Below are 20308 nucleotides of genomic sequence, written 5' to 3'. Positions count from 1 at the left end.
TTATCTCGTTGGCGGTGGGTATTGTCTCGTTCAACCATATATTGTAAGATTCGAAGCTGATTAGCAAGCAAATATTGAATAAGCAAGTGATTTCCATTGATTTTCGCTGCAAGCGTCGACTCCAGCCGGATAAGTGAGCAAAATGAGACATCCCAACGTACGCCTAAGCGGCGGGGATGGCTCATCGCTTACCCGGCGGAAAGCGTACGATTGCAGCGAAAATCTTAGCGGCCACCTAATAGGGCTTTAAGACGCATTATCCCTATACCAAGCTCAAAACTATAAATCTCAATCCAATGCTTTATTAAAAGTTGTTACCCACATGTCTAAACTTTTATAGTTTCCTAGGCAACAAAAAAGCACTGGCATATTTACCAGTGCTTGCACATAAAGATGTTTACTTATGCTTTTCGCTTAGCGATCATTTCAATCTCCACTTCCGCTCCTAGCGGCAATGCTAATACTGCCACACAAGTTCTAGCTGGGAATGGTTCATTAAAGTACGTTTTATATTCCTCGTTCATAGCAGTAAAATTATTCATATCCGTTAGATATACATTTACTTTCACCACATCATCAAATGTTAGATCTGCCGCTTCTAATACTTCAGATAAATTAGTAAAGCAACGTTTTGTTTGTTCTGCTATATTACCTTGTAAATTTTCTACTGTTTCCGCGTTCATTGCCGTCTGACCAGATAAAAACAGAAAATTATCTGCTTCTACTGCATGTGAATATGGTCCTGATGCTGTTACATTTTTTGCGCTGTATGTTTTTCTCATAATTTTGTGACACTCCTAATCTTTTCTTTTTAAAACTTAATACTTATGGATTTTTTCCCGTTCAAGAAGTTCAGTAATCTTTAGTCCAATTTGCACTAATAGCATTTCTTCTGCGTCATCAAAATCCATCCCTGTAATTTCCTTGATTCGTTCGATACGATAGACAACTGTTTTATGGTGGATAAAAAGAAGTTGAGATGTTTTCGTTGCATTTTGATTGGACTGTAAAAAAACTTTTAATGTCGTTAACAAATCGGCTTTGTTTGCTTGTTGATAGTTTAGCAACATTTGTAAAGTCGGCGGAATAAAAGTCCTTAACTCTTCAGAATTAGTGAATTGACCGAGCATCCGAAAGACCCCTAATTCAGAATAAGATGTAATAGATTCTCTCCCATTTATAACCTCACCGAATTCCAACGCATCTTGAGCCTTTATGTAACTATCCGAAATATTACTTATATGTTCCGATAGCGTCCCTATTCCGACTTGAATACTCATTTTGTTATCTTGTTTTTTCACCACATCTAATATAGTAGATACTCTTTCTTTTATTTTGGTCAACCATTTCGTGTCTTCTATATCGGCTTTCCAAAGTACTACTTTTAAACCGCCTTTACTGCCGATAAGCCCATTTGATGCATGCTGATGAATGGCATCGTGAAGCAATGTTTCTTCATTACCATTGGAGATTCCTCGTTTCACTTGTTTCGAGTAGATCCGCTCATTATTTTTGCTTATTTTGAATAAAACAACTGCAAATGCACCTTCTATATCCCAACCAATTAAATTAGCATCTTGATAAAGAATATTAGAAGGTAATTTTCCTTCTATTAACTGTTCCAGTAAATCATTTTTAAATCGTTTATCCACTTCGGCCACAGCAAATCTTTTAACTAATTCAAGTGAAAGCGAAGTTGCAGCATTTTCCACTGCAATAAAATCAAGTTCTTCCAAAGGTTTATTCATTTCACCAATCAATAGATAAGTTTTAATATGGTTAATCGTTTCAATTGGAACAACTATTTGATGTCCAATTTTCTCTTTTTGTTCCATATACTTAACGATTTGACGGTAATGTGGAAATTTCATCTTTTCCGTTTCATCATAGTAATAATTCTTTTCTACAATGTCAAAATTAGTTAAACGAGGGAGTGTGGAAGCTATGCAAAAGAAATTTCGGTCAAATAAGGCAACAGGATTTCCAATTAACTTTTCTAATGTCTCAATAATTTTTTCTGGACTTTCATCTGCTAATGAGAGGGCTGTAAATTGGTCATGGATTTCTTTATAATACTGGAGTTTTTTTACTTGAAGATTCAAAATTTCTTCCATCACAGGATACAAAATATCCACATAAGGTACTTCTTTAGGTATTTGAATAATCGGTAATTTACACTTTTCCCCTTCTTCGATGATGGACTTGGGAATCTCATTTACAAACCGATGATTTTTAATCACTAATGCACTAACTTCTTTTTCAGCTAACTTTGCGATAAACTGTTTTTGCTCCTCCTCATTAAAAAAACGAATCGGATATAAACTTGTTAAAATTAGCTCTCCACCTTTTAACCAGTCTGTTATGTCTGGAGCTTCCATAATGGTTGAACCTTTAACAACTTTATGCAAATACTGGGCACCACTTAATACAACTGCCTGCTTGAGCGAAGCTAATTTCAACACATCTTCCACACGAATTTCCACATAGCTCTCCTCCTCTCTACTAGGAAAAGAGCTGAGAAATACCTCAGCCCTCTGTAGTCCATTATTTCTTATTATTCACAGTATATCAACTGTTATATGCTTTTAGTAAAATGACCATTTTCATAAACGACTTCGCCATTTACAATAGTTGTCTTTACTTTTCCTTTAAATGTCATACCTACGTATGGAGAATGTTGGTGACGATAGAATAGATCCTCGTTTTCTAATCTAAAGCTTTCATCTAGATTAACGATTGCGATATCTGCATCATACCCAACAGCAATATCTCCTTTATTGGATAAACCAAAGATCTTCGCAGGATTTGTTCCCATTAACTCAACAATTTTTTCTAAAGGTAGATTACGTTTTGCATAGCCTTCTGTCAGCATAATATTCAATGTAGATTGTGCCCCAGAAATACCGCCCCAACCTTCGAAATAATTGTCTGTAATTGTCTTCATCGAAGCTGGCGCTGGTGAATGATCGGAGGAAATCACATCGATTTCACCATTAGCAACTGCTACCCATAAATCTTCTACCTCATCTTCATCTCGTAAAGGAGGTGCACATTTTGCCAATCCGCCTTTTTCTTCCAAGTCTTTTACAGTTAAAGATAAATAGTGTCCACATGTTTCGACTGTTATATCTACGCCTCTGCGTTTTGCTTCCTCTACTACTTGAACAACTTTTCTGCTGCTCGCATGGACGATATGCAATTTACATCCTGTTGCTTCCGCATAAGAAATAATTCTTCGAACAGCTTCTATCTCAGAAATAATCGGTCGCGATTCCACAAAATCACGGGCAGATGTTTTCCCTTCTTGCAACTTCTTCGTTGCAAGCTGTTCACAAATTACCGTGCTTTCCGCATGAACACCAAGTAATGAACCTATAGAAGCTATTTCTTTCATTCCTCTATAAAGCGTTTCATCGTCAGCATGATGAAAATCCTCTATACCACTGGGCGACATAAATGCTTTAAAGGCGACAACACCATTATCGTAAAGTTCCTTTAAATTATCAATGTTTTCCGGTACTAGTCCGCCCCAATAATTCGGATTTACGACTGATTTCTCTTCGGAAAGTTTTCTTTTTAACGCTAAATTTTCTTTATTTATCGTTGGAGGTGTGCTATTTAATGGCATATCACAATAAGTCGTTACTCCGCCCGCGGCCAAACTTTTACTGCCTGTTTCGACGCCTTCCCATTCGGTTCTTCCAGGTTCATTAAAATGTACGTGAGAATCTATGAGCCCCGGGAAAACATGAAGACCTTCTGCGTTTATTTCATTAGTACCTGTTGCACTAATTTCTTTATTAATGGATACTTCGGCAATCTTACCATCTTTAACAGCAATATCTCCTTTGGCAACTGACTGTGAAGTTACAATGTGACCATTTCTTATGATTAAATCATAATTTGTCATAATAATCGCTCTCCCTTTTTTTAAAATATCTCACCACTTATAGAAGTAGGAGACTTCTATTGAATGCAGTTAAAAAAGTTAGAATTCCTATTTTACAGCTGATAACAGCTTGCCTACTGGTTCTCCTACAATGCCTTTTTGCAAATCAAAAACGATATTTCCACGAACAATTGTTTTCGTTACACGACAGTCGATTTTTCTACCTTCATAGGCACTATGCTTGTTTTTGTAATAAAGATCTTCTCTTCTCAAAACATAGGATTGATTTGGATCTAATAATATAATATCTGCATCTTTAGATACAGCTATTTCCCCTTTATAAGGTAAGTTAAACCGCCCTGCAGGATTAAATGCAATTAAATCAACGAACTTTTCAATTGCCAAGCCGCGCTGCTTTACAGCCAAATCAAACATCAAATCCACGTTATTTTGAACCCCACTGATTCCGCCCCATGCTTCAAATATGTTTCCTTGTTTCAAGTCTTCCGTACATGGTGAATGGTCAGAAGTTAACCAATCAATATTGCCATTCAATAACTCGTCCCATAATTTCGCTTGGTCTTTTGCTTTTCGAATCGGCGGCTGACATTTAGCTCTTGGACCAATTTCCGCTACTTGCTCAGCAGTCATTGCAAAATAGTGTGGGCAAGATTCAACTGTGACATCTACCCCTTCCAAACGCGCTTTTAAAATTACTTGAACGGCTTCTGACGAACTAATGTGTACTAAGTGTAATTTACAACCTGTTTCCTTTGCAAACAAAATGGAGCGCGAAACAGCATCTACTTCAGTGAAAATAGGACGTGAATCCACATACTCTCCTGCAGATGTACGACCTTCTCTGATCATTTCTTCCGTAAGCTTAGAAGTCACGGATGGATTCTCAGCATGGATACACAAAATTCCACCTAGCTCTGCTATTTTCTGCATTCCTTTATACATGGTATAATCATCAACATTGGTAAAATCCCCAGGAATATCACTCGTAATATCAGAAAGGAAACATTTAAACGCTAGTACGCCAGCATCTGCTAATTCTTCCAGTTTATCTAGATTTTCAGGCACAAGCCCGCCATAAAAACCATAGTCGACATAGTTTTGTTTAACCGCGGCATCCAGTTTGAGGTCGAGCGCTTCTTTATTAATTGTTGCCGGTAACGCATTGAGCGGCATTTCGACATAACTTGTCGTACCTCCAGCAGCCATTGCTTTTGATCCTGTTTCAAACCCTTCCCACTCAGTTCGACCAGGCTCACTAATATGAACATGCGTATCAACCATTCCAGGCATCACATATTGCCCACTTGCATCAATCACTTCTTTTGCTTCATCCGTTATCTCCTCGGCTATGCAAGTAATTTTTTCATGTTTCACTCCGATATCTACTTTACGAACACCATCGCGAAATACTACATTTCCATTTTTAATTATTAAATCATACATCCTTCTTGTTCCTCCTCAACGAATATAATTTTAGGATATTTCATCCTCTACTGGATTAGCTGTCCGTTTTTTAGCGATCAATGAATATAAAATAAAAGCTATAATTGTCCCCGTAAAGAAGGACATATCATAAAGCGGCTTAAAGACGGCAACAAATTGACCAATTAAACTAATAACTCCAGCAATGACTAGTGCGATAATCGCCTTGAAGTTAAAGCCGTTTCGATAACTATAAGTGTTGCTTGAACTATATAATCCTTTCAAATCAATGCGCTTATTTGACACAACAAAATAATGAGAAAGCATAATGCCAAGTACCGGGCTTAACAAACCTCCAATGACTCCTAAAAAAACAAAAATACTAGTGGAGTTCTCCATGAGCTTCCACGGCATTATTATTATTCCTACTACCGCTGCAATAAATGCCCCCGTCTTGAATGTTAACCTTTTCGGAAAAAGCGATGCCAATTGATAACCTGCTGGAATGATATTTCCTATAATATTCACCGATAATGTTGTTAAACAAATGGTTAACACTGATACAGCAATCGCAAATTTGCTATCAAATTTTTCAACGACATCAAGTACGTTCCATATAGGGGTACCAAATGCAATCTCAGAACCGATGATTACAGCAATACTTGCAAAGGCAAACAATATGTAGGAAAGGATAATCCCTGCAATTTGTCCAATTGTTTGAGCTTTTTGGGAAAATGCTTCCCTTGTAAAATCTGAAATACTAACTGCCGGAGCCGCCCATGTTGCCAAGAGCGCACTTACGCATCCTAGGAAAACGAATAGTACATTTCCTTCCATTTCTTTCGGTATATATTGCAATATTGGGGTGATGCCCCCCGCCAAATTAATAGCCCAAATAGCCATTCCACCAAATACAATATAAATAATGGGAGAAAGTATATTTGTCAATTTCCCCAAAATTCCCATTCCTCCATAAACAAATACAACGTTTACTGCCCAAAATAATAGGAATGAAAGGAGGCCGGGTAAACTTAAACCAAAGAAATTCCAATCGCCACCTAATGTTAAATATACCGGCCAAAGTTTTCCGATTAAAATCGTTACCGCAAGACTACCTGCATACGTTTGGAAACCAAACCACATAATTGCTGCAATGACTCCTCTTATTACACCTGGAACAATCGAACCTCTAATACCAAAGGATGTTTTAAGTAACATAGAAGTAGGAATACCATACTTTGTTCCTGCGTGTCCGCCTATAGATAAAATTGCTCCTAAAATGATGGCCGCAATTATAATTGTCCAAAATACTTGCATGACGGATAATCCAAGTGCAAAAAAACCCCCGATTGTAATATAGGCTGGTATGTTATGTACAGATCCCATCCAAAGGGTAAAGTAGTTTCCGATACCCCACTTTCTATCCTTTAACTCAATTGGCATTAAATCCTTACTAATAGTTGGTTCTGATGGAGTCGTTTGCTGTTCCATGGGACTGTTCCCCCTTAAAGATATTTTTTCCGCTAGCTTCCCCCTGTACCAGTTTTTTATTGATAACCTCATCTAACCTGTCTTTCCCGCATGTTTAAATTTTAAGAAAGATTGTTCTTCTGAAATTAATAAGTCACCAGGAAATACATGCTTTTCTACTAACAAGTCTTATCCCAGTTGCGGAATTTCCCCTGTAACAATAATTTTGGTCATTCTACAAAAACCACTTCCATTTTTAAGTAATTTGAGAATCATTTCTTAACCATTAGTCATTCCCAAAAACTACTCTTTTATAGATGACAAAACTTTTCGTAAATGCTTTATCTAATACTTATTGTTTGGTGTTTTACTAATCATTTATTAATTTTCTTCCATTTTTCATGTACATTTTTCCTGATTTACCGCTTCGTTTAAAGGAAATATATTTTTATGATATAATATAACATGATTGATTCATAATAAAAAAATGTTAAATATTATATATAAGGTGTGTGTCACAACAAATGAAAACAACTGTCGTTTATAAAAAAAGTGAACAATTTGAAATAAAAGCAGATTTTTATCCTACCTCTACCCAGTTTGCTCCTGTCATTGTTTATATTCATGGTGGAGGCCTATTTTGGGGATCTAGAGAAGATATGAAAGTTGAACAGGTGGAATTTTACTTGGAGGCAGGATTTAATGTATTTTCAATTGATTATCGCCTTGCACCAGAAACAAAAATTCCTGACATAATTACCGATATTGCAGATGCACTCTCTTGGTTAAAACATGAAGGTACTCAACAGTTTGACTTTAACCCAGAAAAAGTAGCCGTAATTGGTGGCTCTGCTGGTGGCTATCTTGCCCTTTCATCTGGAACATTCGATTTAAAACCTCAAGCCATCGTATCATTTTATGGATACGGGGATATTACTGGAGAGTGGGCATTAAAACCAAGCCCTCACTATCAAAAAATGACAAAAGTTCCAAAAGAACTTGCCGACATGCTCATATCTAATGAAGTAATTACCGTTGGACCGATTCAAAAACGTTATGCCATCTATATGTATGCAAGACAAAATGGTGCTTGGATTGAAAAAATAAGCGATATGGATATAAAAGAGCTTCAGTCTTATTGCCCTCTATATTCTGTAAATGCAGATTATCCACCTACACTTTTGTTACATGGAACTGAAGATGAAGACGTCCCATACGAGCAATCCGTACTCATGTCTGAAGCATTGACGAAAGCTGAAGTGGAAAATCATTTAATAACTATTCCAAATGGCAAACACGTATTTGACGAAGACTGGCAAAGTGAGACAGTGCAAAATGCATTTAATGATGTCATTCAGTTTTTAAAAGAACATCTTCAAAAAGATAATTAATCCAAAACTAAAGAGGGCGTCCACTTAGCTTAAGTGGACACCCTTTTTCATTACTCAGTTATACTACATGCTTTAAATAGTTACTTTATCTGCTTCTACAGCTTCAAAATCCTGCTGTTTATATTCATCATATACATTTAATGCCGCTTGTATGCTTTCGCCTCTATTAACATGGAAGCCTTTTCGAATAAGTGTCCCTTCTAATGCCGAAAGAACATGAAGAATATTTTTCTTGCGAGAACTATACCCCATTGTACCGATTCTCCAAATCTTCCCGTGAAGTGGTCCAAAAGAGCTGGCAATTTCAACCTCAAAATCTTCTAACATCATTGAACGTACCTCATCACCATCAATCCCTTCAGGTATCTCAATTGCAGTAACAACAGGGAGCTTGTGCTTTTCATCACCAAATAATTTCAAGCCCATTGCTTTAATACCTGCAACTAATGCTTTTTCATTCAACTTATGTCGGGCAAATCGGTTTTCAAGTCCTTCTTCCAGAATAATACGAAGCCCTTCTCTTAAAGCATATTGCATACTTGTTGCTTCCGTATGATGATTTAGACGGACAGGACTCCAGTAATCCTTAAGCTGTGCCAAATCAAAATAATTACTCATAATTCGATCGTTCGAAAACTCACTCTGAGATGTTTTTAAACCTAATTCGATACTTTTTCTTTTATTTAACACCGCTTCAATCCGATCGTTAAAAGTAATCGGGGCTAATCCGGATGGAACTGATAAACATTTTTGTGTACCTCCAATAACTGCATCAAACTTGTTTTCATCCACCTTAAGGTCGACTCCACCCAATGATGCTACAGCATCGACAACTAACAGAACATCTGCATTGCGGCAAGCTTCTCCAATTTCCTTTAATGGCTGCATGCAACTAGTTGAAGTTTCAGCATGAACAACGGCAACAATTTTCGGAGAAACCTCGTGAATCTTATCAATAACTACTTGTTGGTCAAAAACCTCTCCCCAAGGAACTTCCATTGTCGTAACTTCTGCTCCATAACGCTCGCAGATCTCCGTTAAAAGATAGCCAAATCGACCGTATATCGGAACCAAAACCTTATCTCCAGGTTCAATTATACTGCACAGGACAGCTTCGATTCCTGCTCTAGAAGTTCCATCAACCGGGAATGCCCAGTGATTATCTGTTTGAAATACGGCTCTTAGCATTTCCATTGTTTCATTCATAATATTCGTAAATGCAGGATCAAATTGTCCTAATATCGGAGTAGTCATCGCTCTCAATACTCGTGGATCGACTTCCACTGGACCAGGTGTCATAATCGTTCTAAGTGGGACATTTAAATCTGTATACTTTGTCATATATCTTAACTCCTATTTTAAATTTTTTATATTAAATGAATAATTATAAATCCACTTTCTATTAACCAATATGTTTATAAAAAAGAATAATTAATTTTAACAGGATAAAACGCTATAATCAACAGATAATTCGAAATGTTAATTTAAAAGCGCTTCCATTGTTACCTTGATATTTATACAAAAGTCGTTATTAATATACTTTTTAGATTAACTATTTCCCTTTCTAAAGCAAAGTTGATTTATTATTATTGATAAATATAACCAAAATATACATACTATGAATTTTTAGGGCAGTACACAGCATTTAAGAATAAAAGAATCTGAGCCCCTTTCCAACGCTTACGCGAAAATTGAGAAATCTCTTCACGAAGATGGACGATCTATCCAGATAGTTGGACAATCTCCCCAAATAGTTGGACAATCACTCCTCCAAACACTGCACATATATGAAATTATGCATATAAGCTAAAACTAATAGAGCTTTCTTACGAAGCACTTTCTCTATACCACACTCAAAACTATAAGTCTCGATCTTATTTTTTTAAAAGTTATCATCATGCCATTTTTTTATAGTTTCCTAGACAATGAAAAAATCACCCTAAGCTATGACAGCCATTAGGGTGATTGACCGCTCTTCAGCAATCCAAAATGTTTAAGTTTTATCGTAATATTAATCAGTATATTAACGATATTCTTCAAGTGGAACCCAGCTCTCTTTTTGATGAAGGTTAAGTTAATGATAGAAATTAGAATAAGAATTACTAGTTACTCAACTTTCACGCCTTTGATTCCGTCGGCTACTTTCAGCTTTGCTCCGTCCATACCGTCGACTACATTTTTCAACAAGTTAAGGTCCTCTCCCGCATCAATCCTAATGCCGTTCGTAGCCTGTCGAATAACGTTGGACTCAATCCTGATACCTGAAGGGATTCCTTTCCCACGCCCGTCAGTACCGCGATCCTCAGCAAGTCGAATGGCCCAAAACCCGTCATTCCCTCCAGTGATGTGGTTACCATGCAACTCCGTGCCCGGCCCATTGCGAACCTCAATGCCGACCTCGGATTCCTCCCCAGCAGTGATCCAGTTGTCCTCTATAAGGGTGTCCGGAGTTCCTAGGATGACGATGACTCCCTGACTGTTTCCAATCAGGTCGTTGGAGTGCACCCAGTTTCCATGTCCTGAGGCGTCGTGTTTGTTCTTCGCCCCGCCGGAATTGCCCAGCGCGATACCCGCCCGTTGTCCCCCAACGACCGTGTTATCGCGTATCTCGTTCAGGTATTCACCTTCGCCATGCAAATCAATTGCGTCGAGCTGGCTGCCAACAATGGTGTTGTCCGCCACGAGATTGTTGTGCGTGGGGAACTGCAGCAGAATAGCGTGCCGCAAATGCTTGCCATCAAAGGTATTACCAATGACGGCGTTATGTCGGGAATCGTTGGCTGCATCCGGATCGCGTTGGTCCGCTGAGCCCTCGATAGCGATGCCATAGCCCTGTCCGCCGGGACCTACGGCAGTTGCCTCACTTATGTAATTTCCAGAGAGAGTCACTTCACGGCTTGCCTTAACGGAGATGCCGTGACGCTCAAACCTGCGGATGCCCAGGTTCTCCACCAGAATTTGGTAGCTTGCTTGCCCTTCGTGTGCTCCGAGGTGAATTCCATACATCGGACCGCCACCCGCGTCGTCGTCGTCAGGATCGTCACCAAGTCCTCCCTCATATCTCGAGGTGATGGTGAAATCAGCGACGATAACGTCGTGGACCCCCGAGCCGCGGATCACCCTGCTGTCATCCTCGCCGTCCAGGGAGGTCAGCAGCACAGTGCGCTCCTGACCTACGCCACGCAGATCTACTCCACTGTGCAAAACGATGTTCGTCGACTCGTCGTCCGGGTCAGTGGAGCGCAGGTCATACGTGCCGGCTGGCAGCAGGACTTCGTCACCCGGTTTTGCCGCATCTAAGGCCGCCCGGATGGCTGCTGCGTCGTCGTCTGAGTCTGGATTAGGATTTGCACCATAGTCCGTAACATCCAGCGTCTTACCCGTGGCCGGACCCGGTGTTGGTACCTCAATCTGTGCGCCGGACCGGTCCACCAAGCCGGGGAGCTTCCAGTCGCCTTGATAGGGCCGAGCGGGTCTCGCGGCTTTATCACTTTCGGACGGTGCGGGTTCTACAGCTTTATCGCTCTCGACTGGCCCGTTGGATTCCTCGACGGTGCATGCGGTCAAGAGGACCACTAGACTAAGGACCACCCACCATGTATGCACCAGGCATCGCCGGCTGTTCTGAACAAATTCCTTCATCAGACATCTCACTTCCCTTCTGCACTCTTTTCGTCCCTCTTGTCGCACATGAGGTGACGAGAAAAGCGGTGAGCCCAATCGCTCACCGCTTTCGAGATGCCTCGACGCCCCCTACTAGGTCGTCGACTTCATCCCACGGCTAGGAACAACTGATTAGAGTTACCCTCGCCATTGTAGTTGCCATTTTTGGTGCCATTTTTGTAGCAATTGGTGTAACCATTGGTGTAGCCATTGGTTCTGACCATAGTTGTTGTCTTTGTTGTTGTCTTTGTTGTTGCCATTGTTACCACTGTTATTATCTTTGTTGTTGCCATTGTTACCACTGTTATTATCTTTGTTGTCGTCTTTGTTACCATTGTTGTTGTCTTTATTTTCGCCATTGTTGCCATTGTTGTTGTCTTTATTTTCGCCATTGTTACCGTTGTTGTTGTCTTTATTTTCGCCATTGTTACCATTGTTGTTGTCTTTATTTTCACCATTGTTACCACTGTTGTTGTCTTTATTTTCACCATTGTTACCATTGTTGTTGTCTTTGTTATCGCCATTGTTACCATTGTTGTTGTCTATATTTTCGCCATTGTTACCTTTGCCGTTGTCCTTGTTAAGTTTGAAGTTCAACGGGATGTCTTTTTCCAATGGAGTGTCTGCTGAGGAACCTCCGACATGTACGCGGTATTTTCCATCAACAGTAGCCCACTGCCCATCAGCCCAGTTCGCTAGGTTGTCCGGTTCTTCCGGAATGAAATAAGAGAACGGGTGGTTGGAGTCTGCCTGATTAATCCGCACAGTCATGAGTTTGCTCTCACCTGGCTCAAGGTTAATCTTCTCGAAGTTGACAAGTCGCTTAGTCGGTTGCCCCGCCTCGTCCGGCAATGTCATGTATACCTGTGCTACTTCTTTGCCGGCAACGTCACCAGTGTTCGTGATTTTGAAGGACACGTCAATACCGGATAAAGAACCGTTATTGCCTTTACCATCATCGCGGACCTCTTTCACATTAAGATCATCATACTCGAAAGTCGTATATGATAGACCGTATCCAAATGGGAAGACTGGCTTCACATCGTTCGCTTCATACCAGCGGTAGCCCATCTCTAGACCTTCCGTGTACTTGGCGATTAGCTGGTCAGAACCGTCACCATATGCGCCTGGTCCGCCTACCTTGCCAGTATCTTGACGCGTTCCCGGGAACTGCTCCTCAGTCGCGAAGGCAGCTTCTCGCTCGGTCACCCCGAATGTCATAGGTAGCTTTCCGGAAGGATTTACTTTACCATAAAGCAAGTTTGCCACAGCATTACCATCTTCCATGCCTGGGAACCAAGCTTCAAGCACAGCAGGTACTTTATCCAACCACGGCATTAGCACCGTACCAGAAGTCTTTAATACCACAGCTGTGTGCTCCGCGTTTGCCTCCAAGACTGCATCAATTAGCGGATCCTGCTCCACCCAATCCTCTCGGTCCTGGTTAGTATCAAGGTCGATAGCTGGGAATTCTAGAGTATCACGGTCCACAGTCTCATGTGGGTTGTCGCCTAACATTAGAAGTACAACGTCAGAATCAGCAGCAAGCTTAGCGGCAGCCTTCGGGTCACGGCCATCATTGTATGTTACTTCAGTGTCATAGCCTAGCTCCTCTATAACGTTCTCTAGTCCTTCTTGCGGAGTGACCGTGTAAGGAGCATTTACGTTCTCATTATTGTCTCGAATGGAGCGCGGGGACATCTTTGCCTCACCAGCAAACCATTCAACACCAATTAGTGCGATAGACTCCGGTTCATCGTCAAGTGGCAGGAAGTTATTTTCATTCTTAAGTAGTACTGCTCCTTCTTCAGCCATCTTTCTTGCACTGTCACCATTAGCAATCGGATCGACGATTTCTGGTAGGAACTGATCGTAAGGCTCATCCATATGACCATACTCGATCATCTTAATGTAGCGCGGGCGAAGAAGATTGTCGATATCGTCCTCCGTCACCTCACCTGAATCAAGGGCATCCTGGATTATCTCTTCCGTGTAGTACTGTGGTGCCCAGTCGAGCTCGACATTCGTGCCTGCCTTGATGGCAGCGACTGTGTCGTGAATTGCTCGACGGTCACTCATAACGTACCCGTCAAAGCCCCAGTTGTCCCGCAGGGCATCTTGTAGCAATTCAGAGCTATCACAAGCATATGTACCGTTAACATCTGGGAATGAACACATCACTGAGGCTGGGTCTGCATCCTTGACAGTCATCTCGAAAGGCAGCATGTACAGTTCGTTCATAGCCTTTGAAGGAACCTGAACACCCATCGTCCATCGCTCGGTCTCTTGCTCATTGCCGGCTAAGTGTTTAAGTTGTGCCTGAACTCCTTGGTCTTGGATACCTTTGACCTGCTCGGTCGCCAGAATACCAGTTAAGTATGGGTCCTCACTGAAATATTCATAGTTACGCCCACCGTATGGGTGACGAATGAGGTTCATACCCGGTCCAAGCAACACGTGATGCGCGAAGGCGCGTGTCTCCTCGCCGAGAATTCTGCCTGCCTCATAGTTCAACTCACGGTCGAAAGTAGCAGCCAGCGCTGGAGTAGAAGGTAGTCCCGTTGCCTCCGGATCATTGCCACAAGATCCACCTTTTACACCCGTACCACCGTTAGTCATACGGACCGTGGGAATGCCTAGTTCCTCAATCCCATGAATCTGACGGCCAGTATCCTGCCACTCACACCCTGGCAAGGTACCCTCTGGCGCAAATTCACCGTTCTGATACTTACTAGTACCACCCTTGTTGATGACAACTGTTTCACCAGTGTCATTCTCATTGAAGCGTGAAATGGCGATTTGCTGGATTTTCTGCTCCATCGTCATTTCATCTAAAAGCAGTTCGGTGCGCTCCTCGGCAGACAGCTTGGTGTTCATCCATGGATTGGTTACTTCCTTTCCATCGTTCATCGCATATGTAGGGTTTACTAACGAAGACATGGAGATTGTTGCGGTTAAAAAAATTGCACTAATTCGTTTTATCATCTTAATTCTCCCTTGCTATCTACTTGTCAATTAGTATCTTAATATAATTTTATCAATAACTTTTTCTCTCCCTTGCTAACTATTCCGTGTATCAGTATAGAGGAAAAATATTTCACTAGTATGAACGTCAAATTACAAATAGATAACAAAAAACACGATATTAGTAACACTTCTAAAGTCCTTAAACTGGTATTAAAACACAGCAACAAGCCATGTTTTGCAAAATAAACGATTAAAATGAATCTAAATCATTATTATTATAAATATAATAAAATCAGATGAGGAACTTCAATTTATCAAGTAAGAGGATTTTCTATAGACAATTGCAAGTCCAATCGAAAGGGACATGTAATGAATGAAATAAATGTTGACCCTTATTTGTATGTAGGTTGGTATGAGACTTTGAATTATGTTAGCATTTTATTTTTACTTTGCCTCCCTCCTTATATATTAAGGCCCAGAAATAGTGGCGCTCCAATTAAAGATCTACATTCCATCGCCAAGTCCAAGTAGCTAAAATACTGTTGGTCCGACTTCAAAGTGAGAGTGAGTTATATCTATACTCAAAAAAGGGGAATGAATATCTTCCTTTATTCATTCCCCTCCCTATTTATTCAGTTCAAAGCCTTTAGACTACGATCAATAATGCTAAAGAATTACGCTTATTTTAAGAAATTCATAAAGTTAGCAAATGAAGCTACTAGATCTTGATAGTATCCTACCATTTTATCCTTTATAGAAATTTGGTCAGATTCCTTTTCTACTTCATTTTGATTAGCTTGTTCTGTTTCAGTAGCCAAACTTACTTCCTCATTTACTGTTTGTTCAAGATCAGATACTGTATTTTCTACTGATTCTACAGTTTCTTGCTCTAGACTTTCTACATCAGAAGGTTGTTCTTCATTTTCTACAACCACTGGGCTTTCTAAGCTAACATCAGTATCATTTGTTAGATCTGTATTTTCTTTATCAATAGAGATATCTTGAGATGTATCTACCTCTAAAGTAGTTGTATCATCTGTTTCACCAACCTCAGCAGATACATCAGACACTACATCAATAACTTCTACATTTTTAGGTTCTTCACTTGATTGGGCTAAATTTTGTTCAATAAGGGTTTGATAATACCCAACAATGCTTTCATAGCCATTACCAATAAATTGATAAGCTTTATCTACCCATACATTAGAGTTGTCTTCTACTTGACCATCCTCTGCTGTTGGAACTTCGGATTCTTCTGCTGTTCCTTCTTCAACCGTTGAGGATTCGGATTCTTCTGTTTCTCCTTCTTCAACTGCTTCTGAACCGTCTTCTACTTGACCATCCTCTGCTGTTGGGGCTTCGGATTCTTCTGCTGTTCCTTCTTCAACTGTCGGGGATTCGGATTCTTCTGTTCCTCCTTCTTCAGCAGTTTCTGTACCTTCTTCTGCTTGCGCATCTTCAGCAGCTGGGGCTTCTAGTTCTTCCGATGTTCCCTCTTCTGGAGCTTCTTCTCCTTCTTCGGCAGCTGGAGCTTCTGGTTCCTCTGATGTTCCATCTTCCTCTACTGCTTCTGTTCCTTCTTCTCCTTGCACATCTTCAATCGCTGGTGTCTCTGTTTCTTCCACTGTTCCTTCTTCTACTTGTCCATCCTCAGTTGTTGGAACTTCTGCTTCTTCCAATGCTCCTTCTTGTTCAGCTGCTTCTGTTCCTTCTTCTACTTGCACATTTTCAGCTGTTGGGGCTTCTGCTTCTTCAGCTTGCACATCTTCAGTAGCTGGTGCCTCTGTTTCTTCCACTATCCCTTCTTCTACTTGACCGTCCTCAGTTTTTAGCTCTTCTGGTACTTCTGTTGTTACATCTACTTCATCTGCAGCTGGGACTTCTGCTTCCTCCGCTGCTGTTTCATCAGCTGCTGTAACGTCACTAATTTCGACTTCTTGCAGCACATCGTTAGTTGTTTCATCTATATTATCCTCATTATCTGGAGCATCATTAGTTATGCCGGAATTAACTTGAGCTAGCTCACTAACTAGTTTACCTTTTTCAGGAGAGCCCGGTAGACTTTTTGCTAATGTAGATACTTCCTGACCATGATTTTTTACTTGTTCAATAACTTCTGGGTTAACGCCCTTTGTGTCTAGCTCTGCTGCAGAAATAGGAGCACCAGCTACCAAAAAGGTTGCCGCCATCATGGATGTTGACATTACTAGTGGTGCTACTTTCTTCGATAAGTTTTTATTTGCTTTCTTAGAGTCCATTTGTTTTTTATTCATTACTTGATCTCTCCTAGTTCGTATTTTTTTCTACTGATAGGATGGATTTTTCATAAATTCCTTTATTTATCGTTTCACCTCGTATCAGCCTGAGTAACACTCTTACTCAAATTTTCCGGCAGTACCATCATCTGCCTGCATAGAATATACCAAAGCTTTGTTACCAACTTGTTTTAGTCTGATTAAAAAAAATGACGCTTCCATTACATATTTATCGAATTTTGCAATATATGAAATAATATATATCTTTCAAACAACCCTAACCTAATTAAATAAAAACGCTTTCATATTTATCTCCTCTAATAACTCAATTGCTTGCCCAATTGAAAAACTATCCAATTTTATTTTACAAATAAAACTTGAAAGTAATATTTTCAAAATAATATAACAGTTATTTAACAAACACTATTTTCCAATTAATTTTATATAAATCGATAAAAGTACAAATAAAAAACTCCACCATTAAAGAAAAGTTAATGATGGAGTTTATCTAAATTATTAAGTCTTGTCTTCTGTAAGCTGAAGGTATTTTTTTATAATTCAAGTAGAGAACTTAGAAAACTATCCGTCAAGCTAATTTTTATAGCTTAAAATGTCTGACTAAATCATTTAGCTCTTCAGCTAATTTTGCTAGTTGACCTGATCCACCAGCCACTTCTTCCATAATACTGCTTATTTGTTGAGAAGATGCAGATGTTTGTTCAACACCAGCTGCCGATTCTTCCGAAACGGAAGCAATTTCTTCAATTGCTCCATTCATCTCTTGGGCATTGGCTGCGATTTCCGTTAAGTTTTCCGCAATAGTTGTAATACTAGAAACCATTTCAGTTACAGCTTCACTAATTCCATGGAAAGTCTCGCCAGTAGATTCCACTTGTGCTTTTCCTTTTTCCACTTCCTCATATCCACCTTGTAACGATTCCGATACAAGGCCAGATTCTTTTTGAATATTACCTACTATATCTGTTATATTCGTTACAGAATCAGATACTTGTTCAGCAAGTTTTCTTACTTCATCTGCTACTACAGCAAATCCTTTTCCATGTTCTCCAGCCCTTGCTGCTTCGATTGCAGCATTTAAAGCTAGAAGATTAGTCTGATTAGAAACGTCCTTAATAACGGTTACTAAATTGGAAATTTCTTGTGATTGCTTGTCTAGCCCCTGAACTTTATGGACTGAGTCCCGCACTATTTTATCTATTTTATCCATTTGAGCAATTGAATTCTTCATTAACTCAGAGCCATCTTTGGTCATATTTAAAACTACTTTTGAATTTGTTTCGATACGGTAACCATTTTCATTCGCTTCTTGAACTTTTTCTGCAAAATTATTCATACCAAATGATAAATCACTCGCACTATTGGCTTGCGTTTCAGAACCAGACGCTAATTCCTGCATAGTAATTGCCACTTGTTCTGCTCCCATTTTTACTTCGTTTGCCGATTGAGTCAACTCTTCACTTTGATTACTTACTGTTTCAGAAACTGTATTGATTTGACTTACTATTTCTCGCAAGTTGCGATTCAATTGGTTTGTAGATGTTACTAATTGACCTATTTCATCTTTAGATTTTGATTGTAATTCTTCCTTACTTAAATTACCTAAAGCTAGTTGCTCCATTACATTTGTAACATGAGGAATTTCTCTTAACATACGTTTTAATAGCAAGAATACTAAAATAATGAGGATGAGACAAGCAATACCAAAATATAGAACCATCATCAATGTGAAAGTATTAAGACTGCTTAATGCTTCCTCTTGTGGTATAGATGTTCCAACTGACCAATTGGTTGTTGGGACTGGTGAATACCCGATATATTCTAAGCCATCATTTACTTGCGTCAGTTCAAGTCCCTTTTCACCGTCCACCATTTTCTTGCCGACATTTCCTATCTCACCGGAAAGTGATTGAAGTTTTTGTTCTAGTATTAACTCACTGTCTGGATGATATAGTATGGTTCCATCGTTGGAAAGTAAAAACGCATATCCATTTTCACCCATCTTATAAGATTGCATTAATTGGGGTAAATCATCTAAAAATATGTCTATTGCAACGATACCAACCGTATTTCCGCCTTCTTTAATTGGTTTCATAGCACTTAATATCATTTTCCCAAAAACTTCATCCATATATGGCTCCGTAAAATATACCTTATCTTCCGCTACGGCTTGTTCGTACCAAGGTCTGCTTTTTATATCAAAGCTTGGATCCGACACTACATTATTACTTCCAACTAAAAAATTGGATTTATTGCTGGCAATCCAAGCCATTGCAACACCATCATCTATTTTAACAATCTCATCAAGTGATTTCAAAACCCCATCGTAATAAGCATTTGTCGTTGCTTCATCTCTTGATAAAGTTGTATTCAAGTATTTTAGTATCTCCTGATTTGTCGCAATTTGCCTTACAATCGTTCCTTTATCTGCAAACATACTATTAACTTGATCAGCAATTGCCTCGCTTTTCGTTGATACATTTTCTTCTACACTTTGAACTAATATTGATTTCGTATAGGAGTTTATCAGAAACCCCGTAATCGAAAATACAATGATGATAGCTATAAAAAGAACAAAAGCTACTTTTGTTGAAATACTATTTCTTATCCAAGAAAACAAGTTTAACTTCGTTTCATTATCTTTTTTACGCATTAATATATTCCTTCCTATCCTTCTAGACTATAGCCAGCTTATATAGTTTCCAAAATGATGCCCCGTTTGAGCACATAATAACTTTACCTTTAGAATTTATCCTTTAATTTTTTACTGCATCGTTACCATTTTCCCCTTCCCTATAGACAAGAGATACTTAGATAAATCACCTTGTGCTTTGTTATCCTCCGTTGAAAGATGATTAATATCCATAATTATGTTGAAAATAAGCATATCTCATCCATTTCTTCGGATAATCCAAGTTGTTTGAATCGATTCCAATGTTAGTGATTTTTACCTTTAGGAAGACTCATTCCGTATATTAACTTATATTTTGTAGTAAATCTTTCTTATTAATTATAATTGATTTACCAAGTCTTAAGAATCACTATTTTATAGTACTTTAAGATTAAATTTTAGTGATTCTCAAAAAAAATTATTAAAAATACCAATTCCCCCTTAATTTAAATAGAAAATTGGTTAAATTCTTATAATTTATAACATGTTTTTTGATAAACTTTTGCAATTCTAGAAAGGGAATAACCACTTAACGGAACGT

Annotated in this window: 11 protein-coding genes; 1 reads left to right on the top strand and 10 read right to left on the bottom strand. The window is 39.2% G+C overall.

Annotated features, from left to right (window positions below; translation table 11 throughout):
• Positions 1-401: 401 nt before the first annotated feature.
• From ACIQ38_RS17875 to allW, 5 genes are all read right to left on the bottom strand, one after another.
• Complete coding sequence (locus ACIQ38_RS17875) at positions 402-782, bottom strand: Rid family detoxifying hydrolase (RefSeq protein ID WP_402826137.1); 381 nt, start codon at positions 780-782, stop codon at positions 402-404.
• A gap of 36 nt (positions 783-818) precedes the next feature.
• Positions 819-2483 carry a PucR family transcriptional regulator gene (locus ACIQ38_RS17870; RefSeq protein WP_402826134.1) on the bottom strand — a complete coding sequence of 555 codons (1665 nt, stop codon included), beginning with the start codon at positions 2481-2483 and terminating at the stop codon, positions 819-821.
• A 92-nt stretch (positions 2484-2575) separates the two neighbouring features.
• Positions 2576-3910 carry an allantoinase gene (locus ACIQ38_RS17865; RefSeq protein WP_402826131.1) on the bottom strand — a complete coding sequence of 445 codons (1335 nt, stop codon included), beginning with the start codon at positions 3908-3910 and terminating at the stop codon, positions 2576-2578.
• 87 nt (positions 3911-3997) lie between these two features.
• A complete protein-coding gene (allB, locus tag ACIQ38_RS17860; RefSeq protein WP_402826128.1) occupies positions 3998-5353 on the bottom strand; it encodes an allantoinase AllB in 1356 nt (451 codons plus the stop codon).
• Positions 5354-5383: 30 nt separating this feature from the next.
• Complete coding sequence (gene allW / locus ACIQ38_RS17855) at positions 5384-6823, bottom strand: allantoin permease (RefSeq protein WP_402826125.1); 1440 nt, start codon at positions 6821-6823, stop codon at positions 5384-5386.
• Positions 6824-7326: 503 nt separating this feature from the next.
• Between allW and ACIQ38_RS17850 the strand changes: the two genes are divergently transcribed.
• Complete coding sequence (locus ACIQ38_RS17850) at positions 7327-8193, top strand: alpha/beta hydrolase (protein WP_402826122.1); 867 nt, start codon at positions 7327-7329, stop codon at positions 8191-8193.
• 72 nt (positions 8194-8265) lie between these two features.
• Here the strand turns inward: ACIQ38_RS17850 and ACIQ38_RS17845 are convergent, their stop codons facing one another.
• The 5 genes from ACIQ38_RS17845 to ACIQ38_RS17825 form a co-directional block, all read right to left on the bottom strand.
• Positions 8266-9534 carry a pyridoxal-phosphate-dependent aminotransferase family protein gene (locus ACIQ38_RS17845; protein ID WP_402826119.1) on the bottom strand — a complete coding sequence of 423 codons (1269 nt, stop codon included), beginning with the start codon at positions 9532-9534 and terminating at the stop codon, positions 8266-8268.
• Positions 9535-10299: 765 nt separating this feature from the next.
• Positions 10300-11835 (bottom strand): right-handed parallel beta-helix repeat-containing protein, encoded by a 1536-nt coding sequence (locus ACIQ38_RS17840; RefSeq protein ID WP_402826116.1) that lies wholly within the window; start codon positions 11833-11835, stop codon positions 10300-10302.
• A gap of 159 nt (positions 11836-11994) precedes the next feature.
• Positions 11995-14841 carry a beta-glucosidase gene (locus ACIQ38_RS17835; protein WP_402826113.1) on the bottom strand — a complete coding sequence of 949 codons (2847 nt, stop codon included), beginning with the start codon at positions 14839-14841 and terminating at the stop codon, positions 11995-11997.
• 662 nt (positions 14842-15503) lie between these two features.
• A complete protein-coding gene (locus tag ACIQ38_RS17830; protein WP_402826110.1) occupies positions 15504-17096 on the bottom strand; it encodes a hypothetical protein in 1593 nt (530 codons plus the stop codon).
• Positions 17097-17676: 580 nt separating this feature from the next.
• On the bottom strand, positions 17677-19749 hold the full coding sequence (locus ACIQ38_RS17825) for a methyl-accepting chemotaxis protein (protein ID WP_402826107.1): 2073 nt from the start codon (positions 19747-19749) through the stop codon (positions 17677-17679).
• Positions 19750-20308 lie beyond the last annotated feature (559 nt).

Source organism: Psychrobacillus sp. NPDC096389 (assembly GCF_044762855.1).
Classification (GTDB): Bacteria; Bacillota; Bacilli; order Bacillales_A; family Planococcaceae; genus Psychrobacillus.
This window is presented reverse-complemented; position numbering and strand designations above follow the sequence as displayed.